The following is a 20,980-nucleotide window of genomic DNA, read 5'->3' as shown; positions in this document are numbered from 1 at the left end:
GACAGGCCCCACCCCCAACCCCTCCCCTGAAGGGGAGGGGCTTTTTCAGTCACGCCTTCACGCGATCCTTGTCGTACGCGCCCAGCCCCGGCTTGTAGCTCTTCTCGTCGATGAACTGGCGGATGCCTTCCTTGCGCCCGTCATCGTCGAAGCTGTTGGCGGCCTCCTGCGCGCGGACCAGATAGTCCTCGGCGTCGTCATAGCTCATGATGCCGACGCGGCGCACGGCGTCCTTGGTCGCCTTCAGCGCCACCGGGTTCTTGGCGAGCAGCACGTTCGCCACCTCGGTCACGCGATCCTTGAGGTCGGCGAGCGGCAGCGCCTCGTTCACCAGCCCCCAGTCGGCGGCGGTCCTGCCGTCGATATTCTCGCCCATCATCGCATGGTACATCGCCTTGCGGAACGGTAGCAGCTCGGTCGCGACCTTGGTCGCGCCGCCGCCCGGCAGGATGCCCCAGTTGATCTCGGACAGGCCGAACTTGGCCTCCTCCGCCGCAAAGGCGAGGTCGCAGGCGAACAGCGGGCCATAGCCGCCGCCGAAGCACCAGCCATTGACCATCGCGATCGTCGGCTTCTGATACCAGCGCAGCCGCCGCCACCAGCCATAGCTCTCGCGCTGCGCCTTGCGCGTGCCGCCCAGGCCCTGCGCCTCGGTCTCGCGGAAATATTCCTTGAGGTCCATGCCCGCAGACCAGGCCGGGCCTTCGCCCGACAGCACCAGCACGCCGACATCGTCGCGGAACTCAAGCGCGTCGATCACCTCCATCATGTCGCGGTTGAGCGTCGGGCTCATCGCGTTGCGCTTGTCGGGGCGGTTGAACCGCACCCAGGCAATGCCCTTCTCGACATCATAGGCGACGACGCCGTTGGTGGAGGTCTCGGTCATGTGTTTCCCTTCAACTCAATCCGTCATCCCAGCGAAAGCTGGGATCTCGTGCCGCAAGCGACGCGCGTGCGGATGGAGGCCCCAGCCTTCGTTGGGGCGACGTGTTCTCAAATCGGATAGTGTCCCGGTTCGGTCTCGATCGTGATCCAGCGCAGCTCGGTGAAGCTGTCGATCCCGGCCTTGCCGCCGAAGCGGCCGTAGCCCGATGCCTTGACCCCGCCGAACGGCATCTGCGCCTCGTCGTGCACGGTCGGGCCGTTGACGTGGCAGATGCCCGACTTGATCTGCTTCGCGACCCTGAGGCCGCGTGCCGTATCGCGGGTGAACACCGATGCCGACAGGCCATATTCGGTGTCGTTGGCCAATTCGATCGCATGCGCCTCGTCGCGCGCGCGGACCACGCCGACCACCGGGCCGAAGCTCTCGTCGCGGAACAGCTTCATGTCGGGCGTTACATGATCGATGACATGCGCCGGCATCAGCACGCCGCCCGTACCATCGAGCACGTCGCCGCCGTTCACCTGCACCGCGCCATTGGCGAGCGCATCGGCGATCAGCGACTTCACATGATCGACCGTCTTCCGGTCGATCACCGCGCCGAGCGGGGTCTTGCCCTCGCGCGGATCGCCGACCGGCATCGTGCCGACCTTGGCCGCGAACTTCTCGACGAACGCGTTGGCGACCGCCTCGACCACGATGATCCGCTCGGTCGACATGCAGATCTGGCCCTGGTTCATGAACGCGCCGAACGCGGCCGCCTTCACCGCCTCGTCGAGGTCGGCGTCCTCCAGCACCAGCATCGGTGCCTTGCCGCCCAGCTCGAGCAGCACGGGCTTCAGATGCTCCGCCGCACGCTTGGCGATGATCCGGCCCACTGCGGTCGATCCGGTGAAGTTGATGCGGCGGACGTGGCGGTTGTCGATCAGCGCGCCGACGATCTCCGCCGCATCCTCGGGGGCGTTGGTGACGATGCTGACGGCTCCCTCGGGCAGCGCCTCGTCGAACGCTTCGGCGATCAGGCTGTGCGTGCGCGGGCATTGCTCGCTCGCCTTGAGCACCACCGTATTGCCGCACGCCAGCGGCACCGCCACCGCGCGCACGCCCAGGATGATCGGCGCGTTCCACGGCGCGATGCCCAGCATCACCCCGACCGGCTCGCGGATCGCCATCGCGATGCAGCCGGGCTTGTCGCTCGGGATCACCTCGCCGCCGATCTGGGTGGTCAGCGCCGCGGCCTCGCGCACCATGCCGACGGCGAGCATCAGGTTGAAGCGCGCCCAGCCCTCGGTCGCGCCGATCTCGCCTTTCATTGCCCCGACGAAATCCTCGGCTCTGGCGGCAAGCGCATCGGCTGCCTTGTTGAGCGCGGCGCGGCGCGCATTGGGGCCAAGCGCGGACCAGGCGGGAAATGCGGCGGCGGCGGCTTCCACTGCGGCGTTCGCGTCCGCGACGGTCGATGCCCGCGCAGTGGTCGCGATCTCGCCGGTCACGGGATTCAGCCGGGTGAAGGTCGTGCCGGGGGCCGGCGGTGCAATGGTGGCCATGCGCCTCTCCTGATTATTGTTATGCAATATAACGTAATTAGGCGCGATGCAAGCGTCTTCGTCGCACCTTCAGTCCGAAGGCACGATGGACACGGCAACCCGCTGCGGGGAAATTACGCCCGGTGCTCGGCGGGGGCGGACCAGCCGCGCATCGCGAACAAGGCGATCGCGCCGATGATTGAGCCGAGCCCCATCAGGATCGCCACCGTCTGAAGGCCGTGGCCCGCCGCGAACAGGAAGCCGGCAAGGGCAGGGGCCAGCGCCGACCCGCCGCGCCCGACGCCGATGACGAAGCCGGTCGCGGTCGCGCGCACGCCAGTCGGGAAGGACTGGGCGATCAGCGCATAGAGCCCGACCACGCCGGCATTGGTCGCGAAGCCTGCCATTGCCGCGACGGTCGAGAGCGCGGTCAGGTCGGTCTGCGCGCGGCCGAACACGATCACCAGCGCGGTCGAGAGCAGCATCGCGACGATGGTGAGCGCGAGCAGCCGGATCCTGCCCGTGAGCAGCCCCAGGATCAGCGATCCGCTCGCCCCGCCGATGCTCGCCCAGACGAGCACGCCCGCGGCTTCGGGCGGCGGGAAGCCCATATCGACCACGATCTTCGGGATCCATTTGAGGATGAAGTAGAAGGTCATGATGTGCGCGAGATAGGCAAGGGTGAGCAGCAAGGTCGCGCGCACCAGCCCCGGCGAGAACAGATCGATCAGCGGCACCTTGCGCGTCGCCGCTCCCGGCTCGGGCAGCGCATCGACCGGTGGGTGGCCCATCCGCGCGAGCGTCGCGTTGATCCGCTCGAGCGCGTCGGGCGGGCGCTTGTGCATCAGGAACGCGACCGATTCGGGCGCGCGCCACAGCACCAGCGGGATGAACAGCACCGAGCACACCGCGCCGAACACGAACACCGCGCGCCAGTCGTACATCGACAGCAGCACCGCCGAGATCGATCCGCCGATGATCGTGCCGACCGGATAGCCCGCCGCCATCAGCACCACGGCGAGCGACCGGTGCCTGGCATTCGCCGCCTCCGCCACCGCCGCGTTGGTCGCCGCGAGCATCCCGCCGATGCCCAGGCCCGTGAGCACGCGCCATGCCGACAACACTTCCACGCCCTGCGCGCTCGCCGCGCCCAGCATCCCGGCGGTCATCAGGCACAGGCAGGACAGGATCGTCGCGCGCCGCCCGATCCGGTCGGCAATGCCGCCCAGGAACAGCGATCCGACGGCCATGCCGATCAGCTCCATCGACAGCACGATGCCCAGCGCTGCGCGGTCGATCCCCCAGTCCCTCGCGATGCCGGGTGAGGCGAAGCTGATCGACAGCACATCGAACCCGTCGAGCGCATTGAGCCCGATCATCGTCGCGACCACGCCCCATTGGAAGCGCGACATGGGTTCGCGGTCGATCACCGCGCGCGGATCGGTAGCCATGGCCCCTCCAGCATTGCTCAGTTTGTTATATCAGTAAACAACTTCATCGATAGATGCGTGCGAGCATTTCCTCAAGCGCCGTCAGCTCGGCCTTGCTGAACCGGCCCTTGAGCCACGCTTCATGGGCAGCGATTGCGGCCTTCGCCTGCTCCAGCAGCGTCTCGCCCTCCCCGGTCAGGCGGAAGGCGATGCGCCGCCCGTCGGTGGGGGAGGGGCGGCGCGACATCAGCCCGCGCTTCTCCAGCCCGTGCACCAGCGCCATCGTCGTCGCCCGGTCCATGTCGAGCGCCGCGGCAAGGTCGGTCTGCGCCAGGTCGGGATGGTCGCCGGTCAGCCACAGCACCGACACCTGCTTCTGAGTCAGCCCCAGATCGGCGAAATGCTCCCCGAAATGCCGCTGTACCGCGCCATGCGCCCGCCGCAGCCGCAGGCCCAGGTTGCGGTCGAGCGCGCCACGGGAAATCCTCGCCATCAGGCCGCTTCCGCTTCCGCCAGCCGCTTGATGATCGCCCGCGCGCGCACGCTGCCCTGGTCGATCGAATAGCCGCGCAGCTTCATGTCGGGGTTCGCCGCGATGCTGCGCTGCTGCGCCTCGAGCACCTCGACATCCTCGTCGAACACCTGGCCCTGCTGCGCCTTGAAGCGCGCGGTGAAGCCGGCGTCGTCGATGTCGAAATTGCGCGCCATGCCCCAGAAATAGTGAGTCGTGGTTTCGGTCTCCGGAGTCATGGCATCGACGACGAAGCCGCGCACCCCCGAATCGTGTTGCTCGATCGTATCCCCGGCCTCGACCGGCGAAACGCCGACATCGATCAGCACCGAGGAGGGCGGCAGGAAATGGCACACCTGCCAGCGATCGACCGGCCCGGCCGAGCGCAATGCGTCGCGCCAGAAGGGCGGTGGCTCGATCCCCGGCATCCAGCGGCGGACGAAGACCTGCTCCCCTTCCACCACCGTCTCGATCGGCGCTTCGGTAATCTCATGCTGCCCGATCGATCCCTGATGCACCCAGGTCTCGTGGGACAGGTCCATAAGGTTGTCGATCATCAGCCGGTAATCGCATTCGACGCGATTGTAGCCCCCATCGAACGTCCAGCCCGGCGCGCTGCACGGCCAGAAATCGGGGATCAGCGCCGGATCGGCCTTCGCCGCCTCGCCGATCCACACCCACACGAAGCGGTGCTTCTCCGCCACGGGATAGAGCGTCGCGCAGATCGCCTTGGGCACCTTCTCCGACTTGACCGGCATCTGCGTCGCGCAGCCGTCCGGGCCGATCAGCAGCCCGTGATAGCGGCAGCGGATCGAATCGCCTTCCTTGAACCCCATCGACAGCGGCAGCAGCCGGTGCGGGCAGGCGTCGCGCATCGCCACCACGCTGCGGTCGAGCTTGCGGTAGAGCATCACTGGCTCGCCGCAGATGGTGCGCGCGATCGGCGCGCGGTCCACCTCGAAATCCCACGCGGCGACATACCAGCGGTTGGTGATCCAGGTCATTGCCTCGGCCCTCTCTCTGCCTTATCGATCGTTGCAGCATTTTGTATGTAATACTTACAAATAACGCAAGGAGATTTGAGGATGCCCACGCCCCCCTTCCGCGCCGACCATGTCGGCAGCTTCCTCCGCCCCAAGGCGCTGATCGACGCGCGCGCCGACTTCAAGGAGGGCCGGATCGACGCCGCCGCACTGCGTTCGGTGGAGGATGAAGCGATCCGTGGGGTTGTGAAGTTTCAGGAGGATCTGGGCCTTCAGGGCATCACCGACGGCGAGTTCCGCCGCACCTATTTCCACACCGATTTCCTGCTCCAGCTCGACGGCGTGGAGGAAGCCGGCGGCACCGCGGTGCACTTCCACCAGCATGGCGGCAAGGAACTGTCCTACGCCCCGCCGGTGATGAAGATCACCGGCAAGGTGCGTCATGCCCGCGACATCCAGCGCGCGGACTATGAATTTCTCGCCAGCTGCACGTCGCGCACGCCAAAGGTGACGATCCCCTCGCCGACGATGCTGCACTTCCGCGGCGGCCGCGACGCGATCGACGCGACCGCCTATCCCGATCTCGAGGATTTCTACGCCGATCTCGCCGCCGCCTATCGCGCCGAGATCGCCAGCCTCGCGGACGCCGGCTGCCGCTACCTCCAGCTCGACGACACCAACCTCGCCTATCTGTGCGACGAGACCCAGCGCGAGAATGCGCGGAAGCGCGGCATGGACCCGGACGAGCTGCCGCGCCTCTATGCCCGCATCATCAACGATTCGATCCGCGACAAGCCTGCCGACATGACCGTCTGCGTCCATCTGTGCCGCGGCAATTTCCGCTCCTCCTGGGCGGCCGAAGGCGGCTACGAGCCGGTTGCCGAAGTGCTGTTCAACGAGCTTTCGGTCGACGGCTATTTCCTCGAATATGACGATCCCCGCTCGGGCGATTTCGCGCCGCTGCGGCATGTGCCCAAGGGCAAGACCGTGGTGCTCGGCCTCGTCACCACCAAGCTCGGCGAGCTGGAAGCGAAGGACGACGTCAAGCGCCGCATCGACGAGGCCGCACGCTTCGCCCCGCTCGACCAGCTCGCGCTGTCGCCGCAATGCGGCTTCTCCTCGACCGTCCATGGCAACGACATCGAGGTCGAGCAGCAGGCCGCCAAGATGCGGCTGGTGATCGATGTGGCGAACGAGGTTTGGGCCTGAGGCTCGGGGAGCACGCCGCCCGCTTCAGGGCGGATCGACGTTCAGCCAAGTGGCTTGGAAAAATCCTCCCCCGCAAGGGGGAGGTGTCAGCGAAGCTGACGGAGGGGGCGGATGCCAGATGCTGACGGCGAGCTTCCTCCTCCTCCGTCGCGCTGCGCGCGCCACCTCCCCCTTGCGGGGGAGGATGAATGTCGATCCGCCCTAGGCGGATCCTGTCGCTTATTGAATCCGTCATCCCCGCGAAGGCGGGGATCCATTGTCGCTGACGGTGTGATTTCCGCAACGCCAGCCAGAATGGATTCCCGCCTTCGCGGGAATGACGGGAAAGGAGGATAACTCCCGGGGCCGGTCGATCGACGACGGCCTTAAAGCTCTCCGGGCCAGTAGAGCCGCATCGGATTGGCCACCAGCAGCTTGTGTTGCAGCTCTGCGGTCGGCGCGATCTCCGGGATCACGTCCACCAGCGCGCCATCGTCGGGCAGCACGCTTTCCATATTGGGGTGCGGCCAGTCGGTGCCCCACAGCACGCGATCGGGATACGCCTCGACCAGCGGGCGCACCGCGGCAACGAAATCGGCATAGGGCGGCCCGGCGGGATCGAGCCGGTCGGGGCAGGTGACCTTGGTCCAGATGTCGTCGCGGCTGTCGAGCAGCGCGCGGAACGCCGCCATGTCCGCGCCGTCCGGCCCCTGCCGCACATCGGGCCGGCCCATATGGTCGATCACGATCCGAGTCGGGATCGCGGCGAGGAATGGCTTCATCTCCTCCACGATGTCGGCCTCGAAATAGACGACGACATGCCAGCCCAGCCGCTGGATGCGGTGCGCGACGTCGAGGAACTTGTCCTTGGGCGCATCGTCCACCAGCCGCTTGAGGAAGTTGAACCGCACCCCGCGAATGCCGCCCGCATGCAGGGCGTCGAGCTCGGTGTCGGAGATCGCCGGATCGACCACGGCGACCCCGCGGCAGGTGCCGTCCGATACCGCGATGCCGTTCAGCGTCGCGCGATTGTCGGTGCCGTGGCAGCTCGCCTGCACGATCACGTTGCGTGCGAAGCCCAGCCGCTCGCGCAACGCGAACAGCGCGTCCGGCCCGGCGTCCTGCGGCAGATACTTGGCCTTGGCGCTGAACGGGAACTGCGCCATCGGCCCGAACACATGGCAATGCGCGTCCACCGCCCCCAGCGGCGGGGTGAAGCGCGGCTTCGATGGCTCGAGCGTCCAGCTGCGGATGCGGCCGTCTTGGTCTGTGCTCACATTGCCTCTCTTCTACTGCCGTCATCCTGAACTTGTTTCAGGATCCATGTCTCCGCAGGCGGCTGATCTGCTGGTGGAAGGGTGGACCCTGAAACGAGTTCGGCATGACGGCGGAGGGAAGGAACGGGACCCCTCACCCGAACACCACCCCATCCATCAGCTTGCGCGCGGTGCGCAGCATCCCGGCCTCGATCGGCCCGCCGTTCGCATCCACGGTCACCACGCATTCGGTCACGCCGGTGGGATGCTCGACGCCCAGCGTCTTGCTCGCACCCTCCGGCACTTGCGCCACCGCCGCGGCGGGCGATCCCTCGATCAGGCACGCCGTCGCCACGCTCACCGCCCCGAGCACCCCGATCGAGGCATGCACGCGGTGCGGGATCAGCGAACGCACGGCGATCGCGCCGCCCGCCCTGGGCGCGGCGACCAGCATCATCTTGGGCACCGACTTCTCGGTGACGTCGCCCAGGTTCATCAGCGGGCCTGCCTTCAGCCGGATCGCCTCGACCTTCGCCTTCATCGCCGCATCGGCGTCGAGCGTGTCGCGATCCTCATAGCCGGTGATGCCCATGTCGCTTGCCGCGATCACCACGCACGGCATGCCGTTGTCGATCAGCGTGACCTTCACCCCGTCGATCTCGTCCACACCATTGCCGGTCGGCAGCAGCGCGCCGCAGCTCGACCCTGCGGTATCGCGAAAGGCGAGCGGGATCGGCGCCGCGGTGCCCGGCACGCCGCTGATCGCCGCATCGCCATCGTAACGGACTTTCCCGCCCGGCGTCTGCACGGTCGCCACCGCGACCTGCCCGGTATTCTCCATGAAGATCGCGACGGGGGTCTCGCCGTCACGCGCCTGCACCAGCCCGCGCTCGATCGCGAAGGGACCGATCCCGGCAAGGATGTTGCCGCAATTCTGCGCATCGGTGACGATCGCCTGATCGACGAACACCTGCAGGAACAGATAGTCCACATCGACGCCCTCGCGCGCCGACTTGCTCACCACCGCGACCTTGCTGGTCAACGGATCGGCGCCGCCCATCCCGTCGATCTGGCGCGGGTCGGGCGACCCCATCACGCGCAGCAGGAACGCGTCGCGCGCGTGCGTGTCGGCGGGCAGCTCGTCCTCGAGGAAATAGCCCCCCTTGGACGTGCCTCCCCGCATCCACATGCAGCGGGTGCCATTCATAAGCCCCTCCCCTTCAGGGGAGGGGTTGGGGTGGGGCAGTGAGGCAGGCGCATGGTCGCCATTTCACTCATACCGCAGCCCCATCTCCGCCAGCCTCGGCCGCATGTCGTAGATATCAAGCCCCAGCTCGCCCGCGGCGAGCCGCTTGCGCTTGCTCTCCTCCGCCGCCTCGCGCGCGCGCGCCTTCTCCAGCACCGTGGCGGCATCCGCGCGCTTGACCACGCAAACCCCGTCATCGTCCGCGACGATCACGTCGCCCGGCTCGATCGCGGCGCCCGCGCACACGATCGGCACGTTCACCGATCCCAGCGTGTTCTTGACGGTCCCCTGCGCGAACACCGCCTTCGACCACACCGGAAATCCCATCTGCGTCAGGTCGCGCACGTCGCGCACGCCGGCGTCGATCACCAGCCCCCGGCACCCGCGCGCCATCGCGCTGGTGGCGAGCAGGTCGCCGAAATAGCCGTCCACGCACGGGCTCGTGGGCGCGAGGACGAGGATGTCGCCGGCCTGCAACTGCTCGATCGCGACATGCACCATCCAGTTGTCGCCCGGCGGGGAGGAGATGGTGACGGCATTCCCGGCGATGCGCGCGCCGGGATAGATCGGGCGCATATAGTGAGCGAGCAGGCCGATGCGGCCCTGCGCCTCGTGCACGGTGGCGACGCCTGCTTCGCCGAGGCCATCGACGATGTCCAGCGGGGTGCGGGGGGTGTTCTGCACGACGCGTGCGGACATTGGACATCTCCTCTGGGGAAAGTGGAAACGGGGTTTGGGGGGAAAGGCAACATCGTACGCGACATTTTCCACTTTGAATTGATGGCATCCCATAAGTTTTTCGGATATCTTATAGCAGTGCCGCGGCCCTTCGACCTCAATCTGCGCCACCTGCGCGCGCTTTCGGCGGTGGCGGGGCGGGGGAGCCTCAGCCGGGCGGCGGAGGCGGTGGGGCTGTCGCAGCCCGCGCTCACCCAGGGGCTGGGCAAGCTCGAGCGGCAGCTTGAGGTTGCGCTGTTCGACCGGCGGCCCGATGGCGTCGCGCCGACCCCCGCCGGCACCGCGCTCGCCGAGCGGGCAGATCGCGCGTTCGCCTGCCTCGCCGCGGCGGTGCGGCCGGGGCGGAGCGCGCGCGGCTTTACCCGGCCGGAATGGCTGATGACGGCCACCCAGCTCGACGCCTTCCTGCATTTTAGCGACGCGCTGAGCTTCGTCGGCGCGGCGGGGGCGAGCGGCGCGTCACAGCCGGCGATCCACCGCGCTGTGCGCGATCTGGAGCAGATCTGCGGCGTGAGGCTGGTCGAGCGGCGCGGGCGCGGCACGGCGCTGGCGCCTGCCGGAAGGGCGATGGCGCGTGGGGTGCGGCTGGCCGCACGCGAGATCGCGGCGGGCATCGCCGAGGCGCGCGGCGACGGCGCCGATGTCGAGCGGATCGCGATCGGCGCGATGCCGCTTAGCCGCGCATTGCTGCTCCCGCACGCGCTGGCCGCCTGGCTGCGCGAGGCGCCCGAGACGGTGATCGACGTTGTCGAGGGATCGTGGCGGGAGCTGATCGAGCCGCTGCTGGATGGTGTGATCGACCTCACCATCGGCGCGTTGCGCGAGGAGCCGCCCGCGGGGGTCGAGCAGGTGCCGCTGTTCACCGACCGGCTGGCGATCTTCGGCCGTGCCGGCCATCCGCTGGCAGGGCGCGCGGTGACGCTCGACCAGCTCGGCGCGCGGCAATGGGTGGTGGGGCCGGCCGGCACGCCGCTCCGCGCGCATTGGGAGGCGCTGTTCGCCGGCCGCGCGCTGCCCGACGTGCCGGTCGAGTGCGGATCGGTGATGGTGATCCGCGGGATGCTGGCGCAGAGCGACCTGCTGACGCTGCTCTCGCCCGATCAGGTGGCGCTTGAGGTCGAGGCGGGGATGCTGGTGCGGATCGGCCCCGAACTCACCGATACGGTGCGCACCATCGGCATCACCACCCGCGCCAACTGGCGCCCCACCGCACGCCAGCAACGCCTGATCGACCTCATCCATTCGGCGTCATCCGAGACCAGACTTCCGGAAAATCGATAGCCGCTCAGCCAATTGGATTTTGTTCAGTCCCGAATCCGCCCTAGCCATCGGGAATGGTTGGAAAGTGGAACATGTCGTGTACGAAGTTGGCTTTCGCCGCAATCGCGGAGTCCGCGTTCAGGGCGGAATGTCCACAAGGCGGAACGGCGGGGCGTCCGGCGTGACGGGCGCAGTCGCCTTCATCGGCTTTGGCGAGGCGGGCCAGGCCTTCGCCCGCCGCGGCGACCGCGCCTTCGATCGCAAGACGACCTATCCCAGCGCCCGCGCCGCGAAGCTGGCGGAGTATGAGGCGGGCGGGGTCAAGGGGTGCGAGACCGCGCGCGCGGCGCTGGCAGACGCCGCGGTGGTGCTGTCGCTGGTCACCGCCGATCAGGCGCTCGAGGCCGCGCAGGACGATGCCGCGCTGCTCGAGCCCGGCGCATTGTGGCTCGACATGAACAGCGTCGCGCCGGGCACCAAGCGCGCGGCGGCAGCGGCGATCGAAGCGGCGGGCGGGCGCTATGCCGATGTCGCGGTGATGGCGCCGGTGCATCCGGCGGGCATGGCCGTGCCGCTGCTGGTCGCGGGGCCGCATGCCGCGGACGCCGCGGCGGCGCTGGCGGCGATCGGCTTCACCAATGTCGAAGTCACCGGCCCGAAGGTGGGCGACGCATCGGCGATCAAGATGATCCGTTCGGTGATGGTCAAGGGGATCGAGGCGCTGACCGCCGAGTGCATCCTCGCCGCCCACCGCGCGGGCGTGACCGACGCGGTGATCGCCTCGCTCGACGCAAGCGCGAAGGCGCAGGGCTGGGGCGAGCGCGCCGACTATAATCTCGACCGGATGCTGGCGCACGGGACGCGCCGCGCGGCCGAGATGGAGGAGGTGGCCAGGACGCTGGCGGAGCTGGGCATCGAGCCGGCGATGACGCGCGGGACGATCGCGCGGCAGCGCGAGATTGGCGCGATCGGAGGCGGGGTGCCGGAGGGGCTGGCGGCGAAGCTGGCGGCGATCGAGGGTCTGGTGCGGGGGGAGGCGGCGTGATGTCTCAATCCAACCGTCACCCCAGCGAAAGCTGGGGTCTTTCACCTCTGGAGACCCCAGCTTTCGCTGGGGTGACGGACAATGGTCTTGGAGACGCCGCGTGATCATCGACTGCCATGGTCATTACACGGTGTTGCCCAAGGCGCATGACGCCTGGCGCGAGGCGCAGAAGGCCGCGTTCAAGGCGGGCACCACGGCGCCGCCCTATCCGCAGATCAGCGACGACGAGATTCGCGAGACGATCGAGGCGAACCAGCTGCGCCTGATCCGGGAGCGGGGCGCGGACCTGACGATCTTCAGCCCGCGCGCGTCCGCAATGGCGCCGCATGTCGGGGACGAGGCGGTCGCCAGGGAATGGGCGATGCGCTGCAACGACCTGATCGCGCGGGTCGTCGGGCTGTTTCCCGAGACCTTCGCCGGGGTGTGCATGCTGCCGCAATCGCCCAAGGCGGACATGAGCGCGAGCATCGCCGAGCTCGAGCGCTGCGTGAACGAGCTGGGCTTCATCGGCTGCAACCTCAACCCCGATCCGGGGGGCGGGCATTTCACCCACCCGCCGCTGACCGACCGCTACTGGTATCCCTTCTACGAGAAGATGGTCGAGCTGGACGTGCCGGCGATGATCCATGTCTCGGGCAGCTGCAACCCGGCGATGCACGCGACCGGCGGCTATTATATCGCGGCGGACACGGTGGCGTTCATGCAGCTGCTGGAAGGCGACCTGTTCGCCGATTTCCCGACGCTGCGCTTCATCATCCCGCATGGCGGCGGGGCGGTGCCGTACCATTGGGGGCGCTATCGCGGGCTGGCGGACATGCTCAAGAAGCCAGCGCTCGACACGCATCTGATGGAGAACATCTTCTTCGACACCTGCGTCTATCACCAGCCGGGCATCGACCTGCTCGCCGATGTGATCGCGAACAAGAACATCCTGTTCGGGTCGGAGATGGTGGGCGCGGTGCGCGGGATCGATCCGGCCACCGGGCATTATTTCGACGACACCAAACGCTATATCGATGCGCTGGATATCTCCGATGCGGAGCGGCACGCGATCTTCGAGGGCAATGCGCGGCGCGTGTTTCCACGGCTCGATGCCAAGCTGAAGGCGCGGGGGTTGTGATGGCAGTTGTCCACGCGGAGGCGCGAAGGCGCGAAGAAGGTTTTTTCGCGCAGAGGCGCGGAGAACGCAGAGGCGCTGAGTACGCCGCGCAGCGGCAACCTGCATCTCCGCGCTGCCTCTTGCCGGGATGGGTGCGAAAGGGGCGCTGCGCGCCGAGTCCAGATGCACGGCGCTATCTGCGTTCTCCGCGCCTCTGCGCGACTGATCTTCGCGTCTTCACGTCTTTGCGTGAACCAAATCAAGCTGGAGACGTGCGATGACCGGACCCAGGGACATCCACAGCTATCTCGCCGAGTTCGAGGACATTCCCGGGACGCGCGTGTTCACTGCGGCGCGGGCGCGGCAGGGCTATCATCTCAACCAGTTCGCGATGAGCCTGATGAAGCCGGAGAATCGCGAGCGCTGGAAGGCGGACGAGAAGGCCTATCTGGAGGAATGGCCGCTGTCCGACGCGCAGAAGGAAGCGGTGCTGGCGCGCGACTATAACGCGCTGCTCGACCTGGGCGGCAACATCTACTTCCTGTCGAAGGTCTTCTCCACCGATGGCCTGAGCTTCGTGCAGGCGGTGAGCACGATGACCGGCGTGTCTGTCGAGGACTATCAGGCGATGATGAAGGCTGGGGGGCGTTCGCCCGACGGGCAGCGTTCCAGGAAGGAGAAGCGCTGATGGCCCGCATCACCGCCGGCATCGCGTCGAGCCATGTGCCGCTGCTTGGCGTCGCGCACGACATGGGCAAGGATCGCGACGATTATTTCGGGCCGATCTTCGCCGGCTACGACTGGACGCGCGAGTGGGAGAAGGCCGAGAAGCCCGACGTGGTGGTGCTGGTCTATAACGATCATGCCAGCGCGTTCGACATGAAGATCATCCCAACCTTCGCGATCGGCTGCGGCGAGCGCTATGCGCCCGCCGACGAGGGCTGGGGACCGCGCAACGTGCCCGATGTGATCGGGCATCCCGACCTGGCCTGGCACATCGCGCAGAGCCTGATCCTCGACGAGTTCGACATGACCATCATCAACGAGATGGACGTCGATCACGGGCTGACGGTGCCGCTGTCGATGATGTTCGGCGCGGTCGATGCGTGGCCGTGCAGGGTGATCCCGCTGGCGGTCAACGTCGTCACCTACCCGCCGCCCTCGGGCAACCGCTGCTGGGCGCTGGGCGAGGCAATCGCGCGGGCCGTGGCGAGTTTTCCCGAGGACCTGAACGTTCAGGTGTGGGGCACCGGCGGCATGAGCCACCAGCTGCAGGGGCCGCGCGCGGGGCTGATCAACAAGGAATGGGACAATGATTTCCTCGACGGGATGATCGGCGACAGCGACCGGCTGCGCCATATCCCGCACATCGAATATCTGCGCGAGACCGGCAGCGAGGGCATCGAGATGGTGATGTGGCTGATCATGCGCGGCGCGCTGGGCAAGCGCACCGCCGCACTGCACCGCCATTATCACGTGCCGTGCAGCAACACCGCGATCGGCCACCTCGTGCTGCGCCCGGACAATGAGGAAGGACTGGATATGGCGGGCAGTGGACACGCGGCGCTCGCCTGATCTTGCCGTCACCCCAGCGAAAGCTGGGGTCTCATGCGGCACCAGACCCCAGCTTTCGCTGGGGTGACGACAGTGGAGTTTGGAACATGAAGATCGCACTCGCGGGCGCCGGCGCATTCGGCGAAAAGCATCTCGACGGCTTGAAGAATATCGACGGGGTCGAGGTGATCTCGGTCGTCGGGCGGCGGCTGGAGCCGACGCAGGCGGTCGCCGGCAAATACGGCATCCCGCACGCGACGACCGAGCTGGCCGAAGCGCTGGCGCAGCCGGGCCTCGATGCCGTCATCCTGTGCACGCCGACGCAGATGCATGCGGCGCAGGCGATCCAGTGCATGGAGGCGGGCAAGCATGTGCAGGTCGAGATCCCGCTCTGCGACAGCCTGGCCGATGGCGAGGCGGTGCTCGCCAAGGCGCAGGAGACCGGGCTGACCGCAATGGTCGGGCATACCCGCCGCTTCAACCCGAGCCACCAGTATCTGCACCGCAGGATCGCGGCGGGCGAGCTGAACGTGCAGCAGATGGATGTGCAGACCTATTTCTTCCGCCGCAAGAACATGAACGCCAAGGGCGAGGCGCGGAGCTGGACCGATCACCTGCTGTGGCACCACGCCGCGCACACGGTCGACCTGTTCGCCTGGCAGGCCGGGCCGATCGTCGCGGCCAATGCGATCGAGGGGCCGCACCATCCCGAGCTGGGCATCGCGATGGACATGTCGATCCAGCTCAAGGCGGCGAGCGGGGCGATCTGCACGCTCAGCCTGTCGTTCAACAATGACGGGCCGCTCGGCACCTTCTTCCGCTACATCTGCGACAACGGAACGTGGATCGCGCGCTACGACGATCTGGTGACGGGCAAGGAGGAGCCGGTCGATGTCTCCAAGATCGACGTCTCGATGAACGGGATCGAGCTGCAGGACCGCGAGTTCGTGAGCGCGATCCGCGAGGGGCGCGAGCCGAATGCCAGCGTGGCGCAGGTGCTGCCCTGCTATCGCGTGCTCGACGCGCTCGAGAAGCAGCTCGAAGCGGCGCGATAACGCGGATGATCCGCCACTCCGTTCGGGCTGAGCTTGTCGAAGCCCCGTCCTTCCCTCGGGCGCCGGAGAAGAAGAGCAGCCCTTCGACAGGCTCTGGGCGAACGGGGTGGATGGAATGAAGACTCAAGTCGCGATCGTCGGGGCGGGCCCCGCAGGCCTGCTGCTCGGGCATCTGCTGCGGCAGGCGGGCGTGGGCTGCGTCGTCGTCGAGCGCCAGTCGGCCGACTATGTGCTGGGCCGCATCCGCGCGGGCGTTCTGGAGACGGTGACGACCGGGCTGATGACGAGGCTCGGCATCGACGCGCGGATGAAGGCCGAGGGGCTGATCGAGCAGGGGTTCAACCTCGCGACCAATGACCGGGTGATCCGCATCGACATCGCCGCGCTGACCGGCCGCCATGTGACGGTCTATGGCCAGACCGAGCTGACCCGCGACCTGATGGACGCGGCGCCGGAGCGCGGGCTGGAGATCGTGTACGAGGCGAAGGACGTCGCGCTGCACGATGTGGAGAGCGAGGTGCCGTTCGTGACCTTCGTCAAGGACGGCGCGCCGAGGCGGATCGACTGTGCGTTCGTCGCGGGGTGCGACGGGTTCCACGGCCCCTCGCGCAAGGCGATCCCCGCGCATGCGGCGCGCGAATATGAGCGGGAGTATCCGTTCGGCTGGCTCGGCATCCTGGCGGACGTGCCGCCGTGCCACCCCGAGCTGATCTATGCCAATACCGATCGTGGCTTCGCGCTCGCGTCGATGCGCTCGGCGACGCGCAGCCGCTACTACATCCAGGTGCCGCTGACCGACGCGCAAGAGGACTGGAGCGAGGAGCGGCTGTGGGACGAGCTGGCGGCGCGGTTCGATCCGCTGAGCGCGGCGGGCGTGACGCGCGGGCCGGCGCTGGAGATGTCGATCGCGCCGCTGCGCTCCTATGTGTTCGAGACGATGCGGCACGGGCGGCTGTTCCTGGCCGGGGACTCAGCGCATATCGTGCCGCCCACCGGCGCGAAGGGGCTGAACCTGGCGGCGTCCGACGTGGCCTATCTGTCGGACGCGCTGATCGCGTTCTTCGCGCGCGGGGACGAGGCGGGGCTGGCCGGCTATCAGGCCAAGGCGTTGGCGCGGATCTGGAAGGCCGAGCGGTTCAGCTGGTACCTCACCAAGCTGATGCACCGCTTTCCCGAGGACGGGCGCTTCGAGCACCGCATGCAGGCGGCCGAACTCGACTATGTCGCCGGCTCGGAGGCGATGCAGAAGGTGATCGCGGAGAATTATGTGGGGCTGCCGCTGTAGCTGCGAAGGGTGGCGGAGCCCGCCGAGAAGCTGACATTTGCGGGCGCCAAGGAAAGCTTATTGCCCAATTCCTATTCAATAGATATGTATTGAGTTGCCGGCACTGGTCGTGCCTGCAGGCGATTCATCGCCCGGACTGACCCGCGGTTTTTGACGGAATGCAGATTGCGCCGCGTCACCAATTGCTAAAGCGCACGGTGTTGCCGATGGAGCCCGGCGGCCTCGTGTTTCCGAGTTGAAAGGAACGACGATGAGCCCGTGTATCTCCTCCGCAGCCCCGCCGCCGCCCATGGGGCGGTTTTGTTCAGCGCGCCGCTGATCCCACCCGACATCCGCAACTGACCGCCGCGGGCTGACGCTCGCGGTCGATGCCCTGCGCGCCGTGGCGGCGCGACGGACGGTGCGCTTCCCGCGCTTCCGGACGCGGCGGTCGCTTGCGCCTCAAACGCAGGAACCACCCGCATGACCGACGCAATCAACGACCTCTGGTACACGCGCTGCCCCGTCCCCACGGGGCTCGGCATCGCCGTCCAGCTCGGCTGGCTGGCCGAGGAATTCCGCGGCGACGGGATCGGCCTCAAGTCGATCCAGGAGACCGCCGACGCCAATGCCCGCGAGAGCCATTTCGACCACAACCTCCCCAGCTCGTTCCGTCAGGGGGGCAACATCCCGGCGATCTGGGCGCGCGCCAACGGCCGCGACACGCGCGTGATCGGCCTGTCCTGGACCGACGAGTTCCAGGCGATCCTCGCGCTGCCCTCGTCGGGTATCCGCACCGCCCGCGATCTGGCGGGACGGCGCATCGGGCTGCCTGTCAACCCGATCTCGATCGACTTCAACCGCGCGACCGCGCTCAAGGGCTTCGCCAGCGCGCTCGAGCTGGAGGGCCTGACCCTCGCGGATGTCGAGCGCGTGGATACCGTGAGCGCCGATCCGGCGGGCAGCGGCACCGAGGGGATCGCCACCGGCGAGCGCAACCGTGCCCGCACCCGCCACGGCTATCGCGCCGAGGTGCTGGCGCTGGTGCGCGGCGAGGTCGACGCGATCTACGTCAAGGGCGCGCTCGGCCTCGAAACCGCGCGGTTGGCGGGTGCGCATATCGTCGCCTCGCTCGGCGATCATCCCGATCCCTGGGTGCGCGCGAACAATGGCACGCCGCGCACGCTCACCGTCGATGCCGCGCTGATCGAGGCGCGCCCCGATCTGGTCGAACGCTTCCTGGCGCGCGTGATTGCCGCAGGCAACTGGGCGCGCGCGCATCCTGACGAGACCATCGCCTATATCGCGCGCGAGACCGGCTCGACGCCGGATTGGGTGCGCCGGGCCTATGGCTCCAATGCGTCTGCCGGCCTCGGCACCTTCCTCAACGACGAAACGGCCGAGTTGCTCGGGAAGTACAAGGATTTCCTGTTCGAGCACGGCTTCCTCGCCGGCGATTTCGACATCGCCGCGTGGATCGACCCTGCGCCCTTCGCCGCGGTCGTCGGACGCGCCCGCCAGGCGGCCTGAACAACCCACAGTCATCACCAGACGCAGCCCGTGAGCCGCGCAGGGGGGAATAGAGTGAACGTGAAGTTTGAACATCGCACACGAAAGAAGACGGCCTGGCTGATCGCGGCGTCGCTCGCGGCGCTGATCCCGGCAGCGGCCTATGCCGAAGAGGAAGAAGCAAGGACGGACGCGGCCAGCCCCGCAGACGACGCCTCCGACTCGCCCGAGATCGTCGTGACCGCCGGCAAGCGCGAGCAATCGATCCAGGACGTACCGACCGCGATCACCGCATTGGGCGCCGACGTGTTCACGCTGCAGGGCGTCGGCCGCTCGGCGAGCGAGGTGCTGAGCCTCGTCCCCAACGCCTCGGCCGGGACGCAGCAGCATGGCCGCCCGCGCTGGTGGATCCGCGGCGTCGGCGCCGGGCAGCAGCAGATCGACCTCGCCAACCCGGTCGGCTTCTATCTGGACGAGGTCTATATCAGCAACGCCAGCGCCACTGGTTTGCCGCTGTTCGATCTCGAGCGGGTCGAGGTGCTGCGCGGGCCGCAGGGTACCCTGTGGGGCAAGAACACCACCGGCGGCGCGATCGCGGTGGTGACGAAGAAGCCGAGCTTCTCGCCCACCGGAAACGAGAATTACGTCAAGCTCGACTATGGCAGCTATGACGACCGGATCGTCCAGGCCGGGGTCGGCTTCGTCATCGCGCCCGACGTGCTCGCCGCGCGCATCTCCGGCCATATCGAGAACCGCGACGGCCGCTTCACCAATCTGTTCACGGGCTACAAGGACAATGCGATCGAGGACAGCGTCATCCGCGGCCAGCTGCTGGCACGCGCGGGCGGCAATTTCGAAGCGCTGCTCGGCATCCATTACCGCAAGTACAAGACGACCGGCGGTTACTGGACGATCGGCAGCTATCGCGCCGACGGCATCTACCGCAACGGCTATGCCCCGCCCACCGATCGCGACGTGGTCAACACCAATGCCGATGAGTTCAGCGACACCGAGCAATATGGCGGCTCGTTGAAGCTCGACTGGGATTTCGGGGCGGCGACGCTCACCTCGATCACCGGCTATGAGCGCTATCAGGTCACTTCGGGCGGAGACAATGACTATACCCCGCTCGAGATCGCGCGGGCCCATACCGAGGCGAAGAGCGAGCAGTGGAGCCAGGAGCTGCGGCTCGCCTCCAACGGCTCCAGCCGGTTCAAGTGGATCGTCGGCCTCTATTATTTCAAGGAGGATATCGACTCCGATTCCGCTTCGGCGACGCTGCCCGACGGCACCGTGCCGGCGCTGCCGGGCGATACCGCGCCCAACGCCTATAGTCGCACCCGCTACGACCATAGCGCGGAGAGCGGCGCTGCGTTCGCCAATCTCGGCTACGACATCACCGACAGCTTCAACCTGACGGTCGGCGGGCGTTTCACGCGCGAGACCAAGACGCTCGATTTTCGCCGTGTGTCGTCGCCCAACGCCGCGGGGACATCGTGGAGCAGCTACCCGCGCTGGTGGGAGACCTACACCGGCAGCTTCGGCGGGATCGGCACCTTCTCGGGCGTGCTCGAGCGGACCTGGGACAATTTCACCTGGGACGTGACGCCGTCCTGGACCGTCGCGCCCGGCCACCTCCTCTATTTCAAGTTCGCGCACGGCGTGAAGTCGGGCGGGTTCAACACCGCCGCGCAGCTCCCGGTCGCGCTTCAGGTGGTCGAGCCCGAGAAGCTCGACGCGTTCGAGATCGGCTACAAGTCGAGCTGGTTCGGCGGCGCGGTTACGTTCAACGCCACCGCCTTCCACTATCAGTACGACAATGTGCAGATCAACGTGGTCGGGCCGAACCCCGGCGCGGTCGGCGGCACCACCACCTCCTACCTCCAGAACGCCGCCGAGGCGCACGTCAACGGTGCCGAGTTCGAGCTGACTGCGCGTCCGGTGAAGGGCCTCCAGTTCAACGCCGCGCTGGGTCTGCTCGACACCAAATACGACAAGCTTCAGGTGGTGAACGGCGGCGCCAACCTTGCCGGCGCGGAGTTCGTGCGCGCGCCGCACGTCACGCTCAATCTCGGCGCGTCCTACGAATTCGACCTCGGGAGTTCGGGCAGCTTCCAGCTCGGCGCCGACGCGCGCTACCAGTCGCACCAATTCTACTACATCACCCCGCAGGACCGCGCCAACCGCTTCCTGCTCAACCAGCCGGGCTACACGCTGGCCAGCGCGCGCGTCGCCTACACCACGCCCGGCGACCGCTTCACCTTCACCGTCTACGTCAACAACCTGTTCGACGCGGCGTACCGCAACCACGCGCTGCCGCAGTTCAACGCGGCCAACGGCGTCAGCGGCGACACCATCCAGTGGGGCGATCCGCGCACCTGGGGCGCCTCGCTCGTGGCGCGCTTCTGATGGCCCGCACTCTCTCTTCCGCAT

At 67.6% G+C, this 20,980-nt stretch carries 18 protein-coding genes; 10 read left to right on the top strand and 8 right to left on the bottom strand.

From position 1 onward, the window contains the following. Nucleotides 1–49: 49 nt before the first annotated feature. The 5 genes from VGD28_RS15845 to VGD28_RS15825 all read right to left on the bottom strand — a co-directional run bounded on the left by VGD28_RS15845 (nucleotide 50) and on the right by VGD28_RS15825 (nucleotide 5,354). On the bottom strand, nucleotides 50–886 hold the full coding sequence (locus VGD28_RS15845; RefSeq protein WP_331029318.1) for a p-hydroxycinnamoyl CoA hydratase/lyase: 837 nt from the start codon (nucleotides 884–886) through the stop codon (nucleotides 50–52). A 107-nt stretch (nucleotides 887–993) separates the two neighbouring features. After that, nucleotides 994–2,430, bottom strand: a complete 1,437-nt coding sequence (locus VGD28_RS15840) for an aldehyde dehydrogenase (protein ID WP_331029317.1) — start codon at nucleotides 2,428–2,430, stop codon at nucleotides 994–996. A 113-nt stretch (nucleotides 2,431–2,543) separates the two neighbouring features. Next, on the bottom strand, nucleotides 2,544–3,860 hold the full coding sequence (locus tag VGD28_RS15835; RefSeq protein ID WP_331029316.1) for an MFS transporter: 1,317 nt from the start codon (nucleotides 3,858–3,860) through the stop codon (nucleotides 2,544–2,546). Between the two features lie 43 nt (nucleotides 3,861–3,903). Continuing rightward, complete coding sequence (locus VGD28_RS15830) at nucleotides 3,904–4,332, bottom strand: MarR family winged helix-turn-helix transcriptional regulator (protein WP_331029315.1); 429 nt, start codon at nucleotides 4,330–4,332, stop codon at nucleotides 3,904–3,906. Then, nucleotides 4,332–5,354 (bottom strand): aromatic ring-hydroxylating dioxygenase subunit alpha, encoded by a 1,023-nt coding sequence (locus VGD28_RS15825; protein WP_331029314.1) that lies wholly within the window; start codon nucleotides 5,352–5,354, stop codon nucleotides 4,332–4,334. Before VGD28_RS15825 ends, VGD28_RS15830 begins: the two co-directional genes overlap by 1 nt. 81 nt (nucleotides 5,355–5,435) lie before the next feature. Between VGD28_RS15825 and VGD28_RS15820 the strand changes: the two genes are divergently transcribed. Then, nucleotides 5,436–6,542 (top strand): 5-methyltetrahydropteroyltriglutamate--homocysteine S-methyltransferase, encoded by a 1,107-nt coding sequence (locus VGD28_RS15820; RefSeq protein WP_331029313.1) that lies wholly within the window; start codon nucleotides 5,436–5,438, stop codon nucleotides 6,540–6,542. A gap of 365 nt (nucleotides 6,543–6,907) precedes the next feature. Here the strand turns inward: VGD28_RS15820 and VGD28_RS15815 are convergent, their stop codons facing one another. The 3 genes from VGD28_RS15815 to VGD28_RS15805 form a co-directional block, all read right to left on the bottom strand. Continuing rightward, nucleotides 6,908–7,798 (bottom strand): amidohydrolase family protein, encoded by an 891-nt coding sequence (locus VGD28_RS15815; protein WP_331029312.1) that lies wholly within the window; start codon nucleotides 7,796–7,798, stop codon nucleotides 6,908–6,910. Nucleotides 7,799–7,931: 133 nt separating this feature from the next. Next, nucleotides 7,932–8,984: a 4-oxalomesaconate tautomerase gene (locus VGD28_RS15810; RefSeq protein WP_331029311.1), complete on the bottom strand. Its 1,053-nt coding sequence runs from the start codon at nucleotides 8,982–8,984 to the stop codon at nucleotides 7,932–7,934. 63 nt (nucleotides 8,985–9,047) lie between these two features. Beyond that, nucleotides 9,048–9,722: a 4-carboxy-4-hydroxy-2-oxoadipate aldolase/oxaloacetate decarboxylase gene (locus VGD28_RS15805; protein WP_331029310.1), complete on the bottom strand. Its 675-nt coding sequence runs from the start codon at nucleotides 9,720–9,722 to the stop codon at nucleotides 9,048–9,050. Nucleotides 9,723–9,839: 117 nt separating this feature from the next. On the opposite strand from VGD28_RS15805, the gene VGD28_RS15800 reads away from it, so the two are divergent. The 9 genes from VGD28_RS15800 (at nucleotide 9,840) to VGD28_RS15760 (ending at nucleotide 20,956) form a co-directional block, all read left to right on the top strand. After that, nucleotides 9,840–11,042 carry a LysR family transcriptional regulator gene (locus tag VGD28_RS15800; RefSeq protein WP_331029309.1) on the top strand — a complete coding sequence of 401 codons (1,203 nt, stop codon included), beginning with the start codon at nucleotides 9,840–9,842 and terminating at the stop codon, nucleotides 11,040–11,042. A gap of 127 nt (nucleotides 11,043–11,169) precedes the next feature. Then, nucleotides 11,170–12,066, top strand: a complete 897-nt coding sequence (locus VGD28_RS15795; RefSeq protein ID WP_331029308.1) for a DUF1932 domain-containing protein — start codon at nucleotides 11,170–11,172, stop codon at nucleotides 12,064–12,066. Between the two features lie 100 nt (nucleotides 12,067–12,166). Further along, nucleotides 12,167–13,186, top strand: coding sequence for an amidohydrolase family protein (locus VGD28_RS15790; protein ID WP_331029307.1), 1,020 nt, complete (start codon nucleotides 12,167–12,169; stop codon nucleotides 13,184–13,186). Between the two features lie 256 nt (nucleotides 13,187–13,442). Continuing rightward, on the top strand, nucleotides 13,443–13,853 hold the full coding sequence (gene ligA, locus VGD28_RS15785) for a protocatechuate 4,5-dioxygenase subunit alpha (protein WP_331029306.1): 411 nt from the start codon (nucleotides 13,443–13,445) through the stop codon (nucleotides 13,851–13,853). Then, nucleotides 13,853–14,740, top strand: a complete 888-nt coding sequence (locus VGD28_RS15780) for a class III extradiol dioxygenase subunit beta (protein WP_331029305.1) — start codon at nucleotides 13,853–13,855, stop codon at nucleotides 14,738–14,740. The genes ligA and VGD28_RS15780 overlap by 1 nt, the downstream gene beginning before the upstream one ends. Nucleotides 14,741–14,826: 86 nt before the next feature. Further along, nucleotides 14,827–15,774 carry a Gfo/Idh/MocA family oxidoreductase gene (locus VGD28_RS15775; protein WP_331029304.1) on the top strand — a complete coding sequence of 316 codons (948 nt, stop codon included), beginning with the start codon at nucleotides 14,827–14,829 and terminating at the stop codon, nucleotides 15,772–15,774. 115 nt (nucleotides 15,775–15,889) lie between these two features. Next, nucleotides 15,890–17,059 (top strand): 4-hydroxybenzoate 3-monooxygenase, encoded by a 1,170-nt coding sequence (pobA, locus tag VGD28_RS15770; protein ID WP_331029303.1) that lies wholly within the window; start codon nucleotides 15,890–15,892, stop codon nucleotides 17,057–17,059. 462 nt (nucleotides 17,060–17,521) lie between these two features. Beyond that, a complete protein-coding gene (locus tag VGD28_RS15765) occupies nucleotides 17,522–18,568 on the top strand; it encodes an ABC transporter substrate-binding protein (RefSeq protein ID WP_331029302.1) in 1,047 nt (348 codons plus the stop codon). A 60-nt stretch (nucleotides 18,569–18,628) separates the two neighbouring features. Beyond that, entirely contained in the window at nucleotides 18,629–20,956 is a 2,328-nt protein-coding gene (locus tag VGD28_RS15760; RefSeq protein WP_331029301.1) for a TonB-dependent receptor, read from the top strand. The last annotated feature ends 24 nt before the right edge of the window (nucleotides 20,957–20,980 follow it).

Source organism: Sphingomonas sp. (genome assembly GCF_036402235.1).
Taxonomy (GTDB): Bacteria; Pseudomonadota; Alphaproteobacteria; order Sphingomonadales; family Sphingomonadaceae; genus Sphingomonas.
Note: the sequence above shows the minus strand (reverse complement) of the source record. Positions and strands in the feature narration are given on the sequence as shown.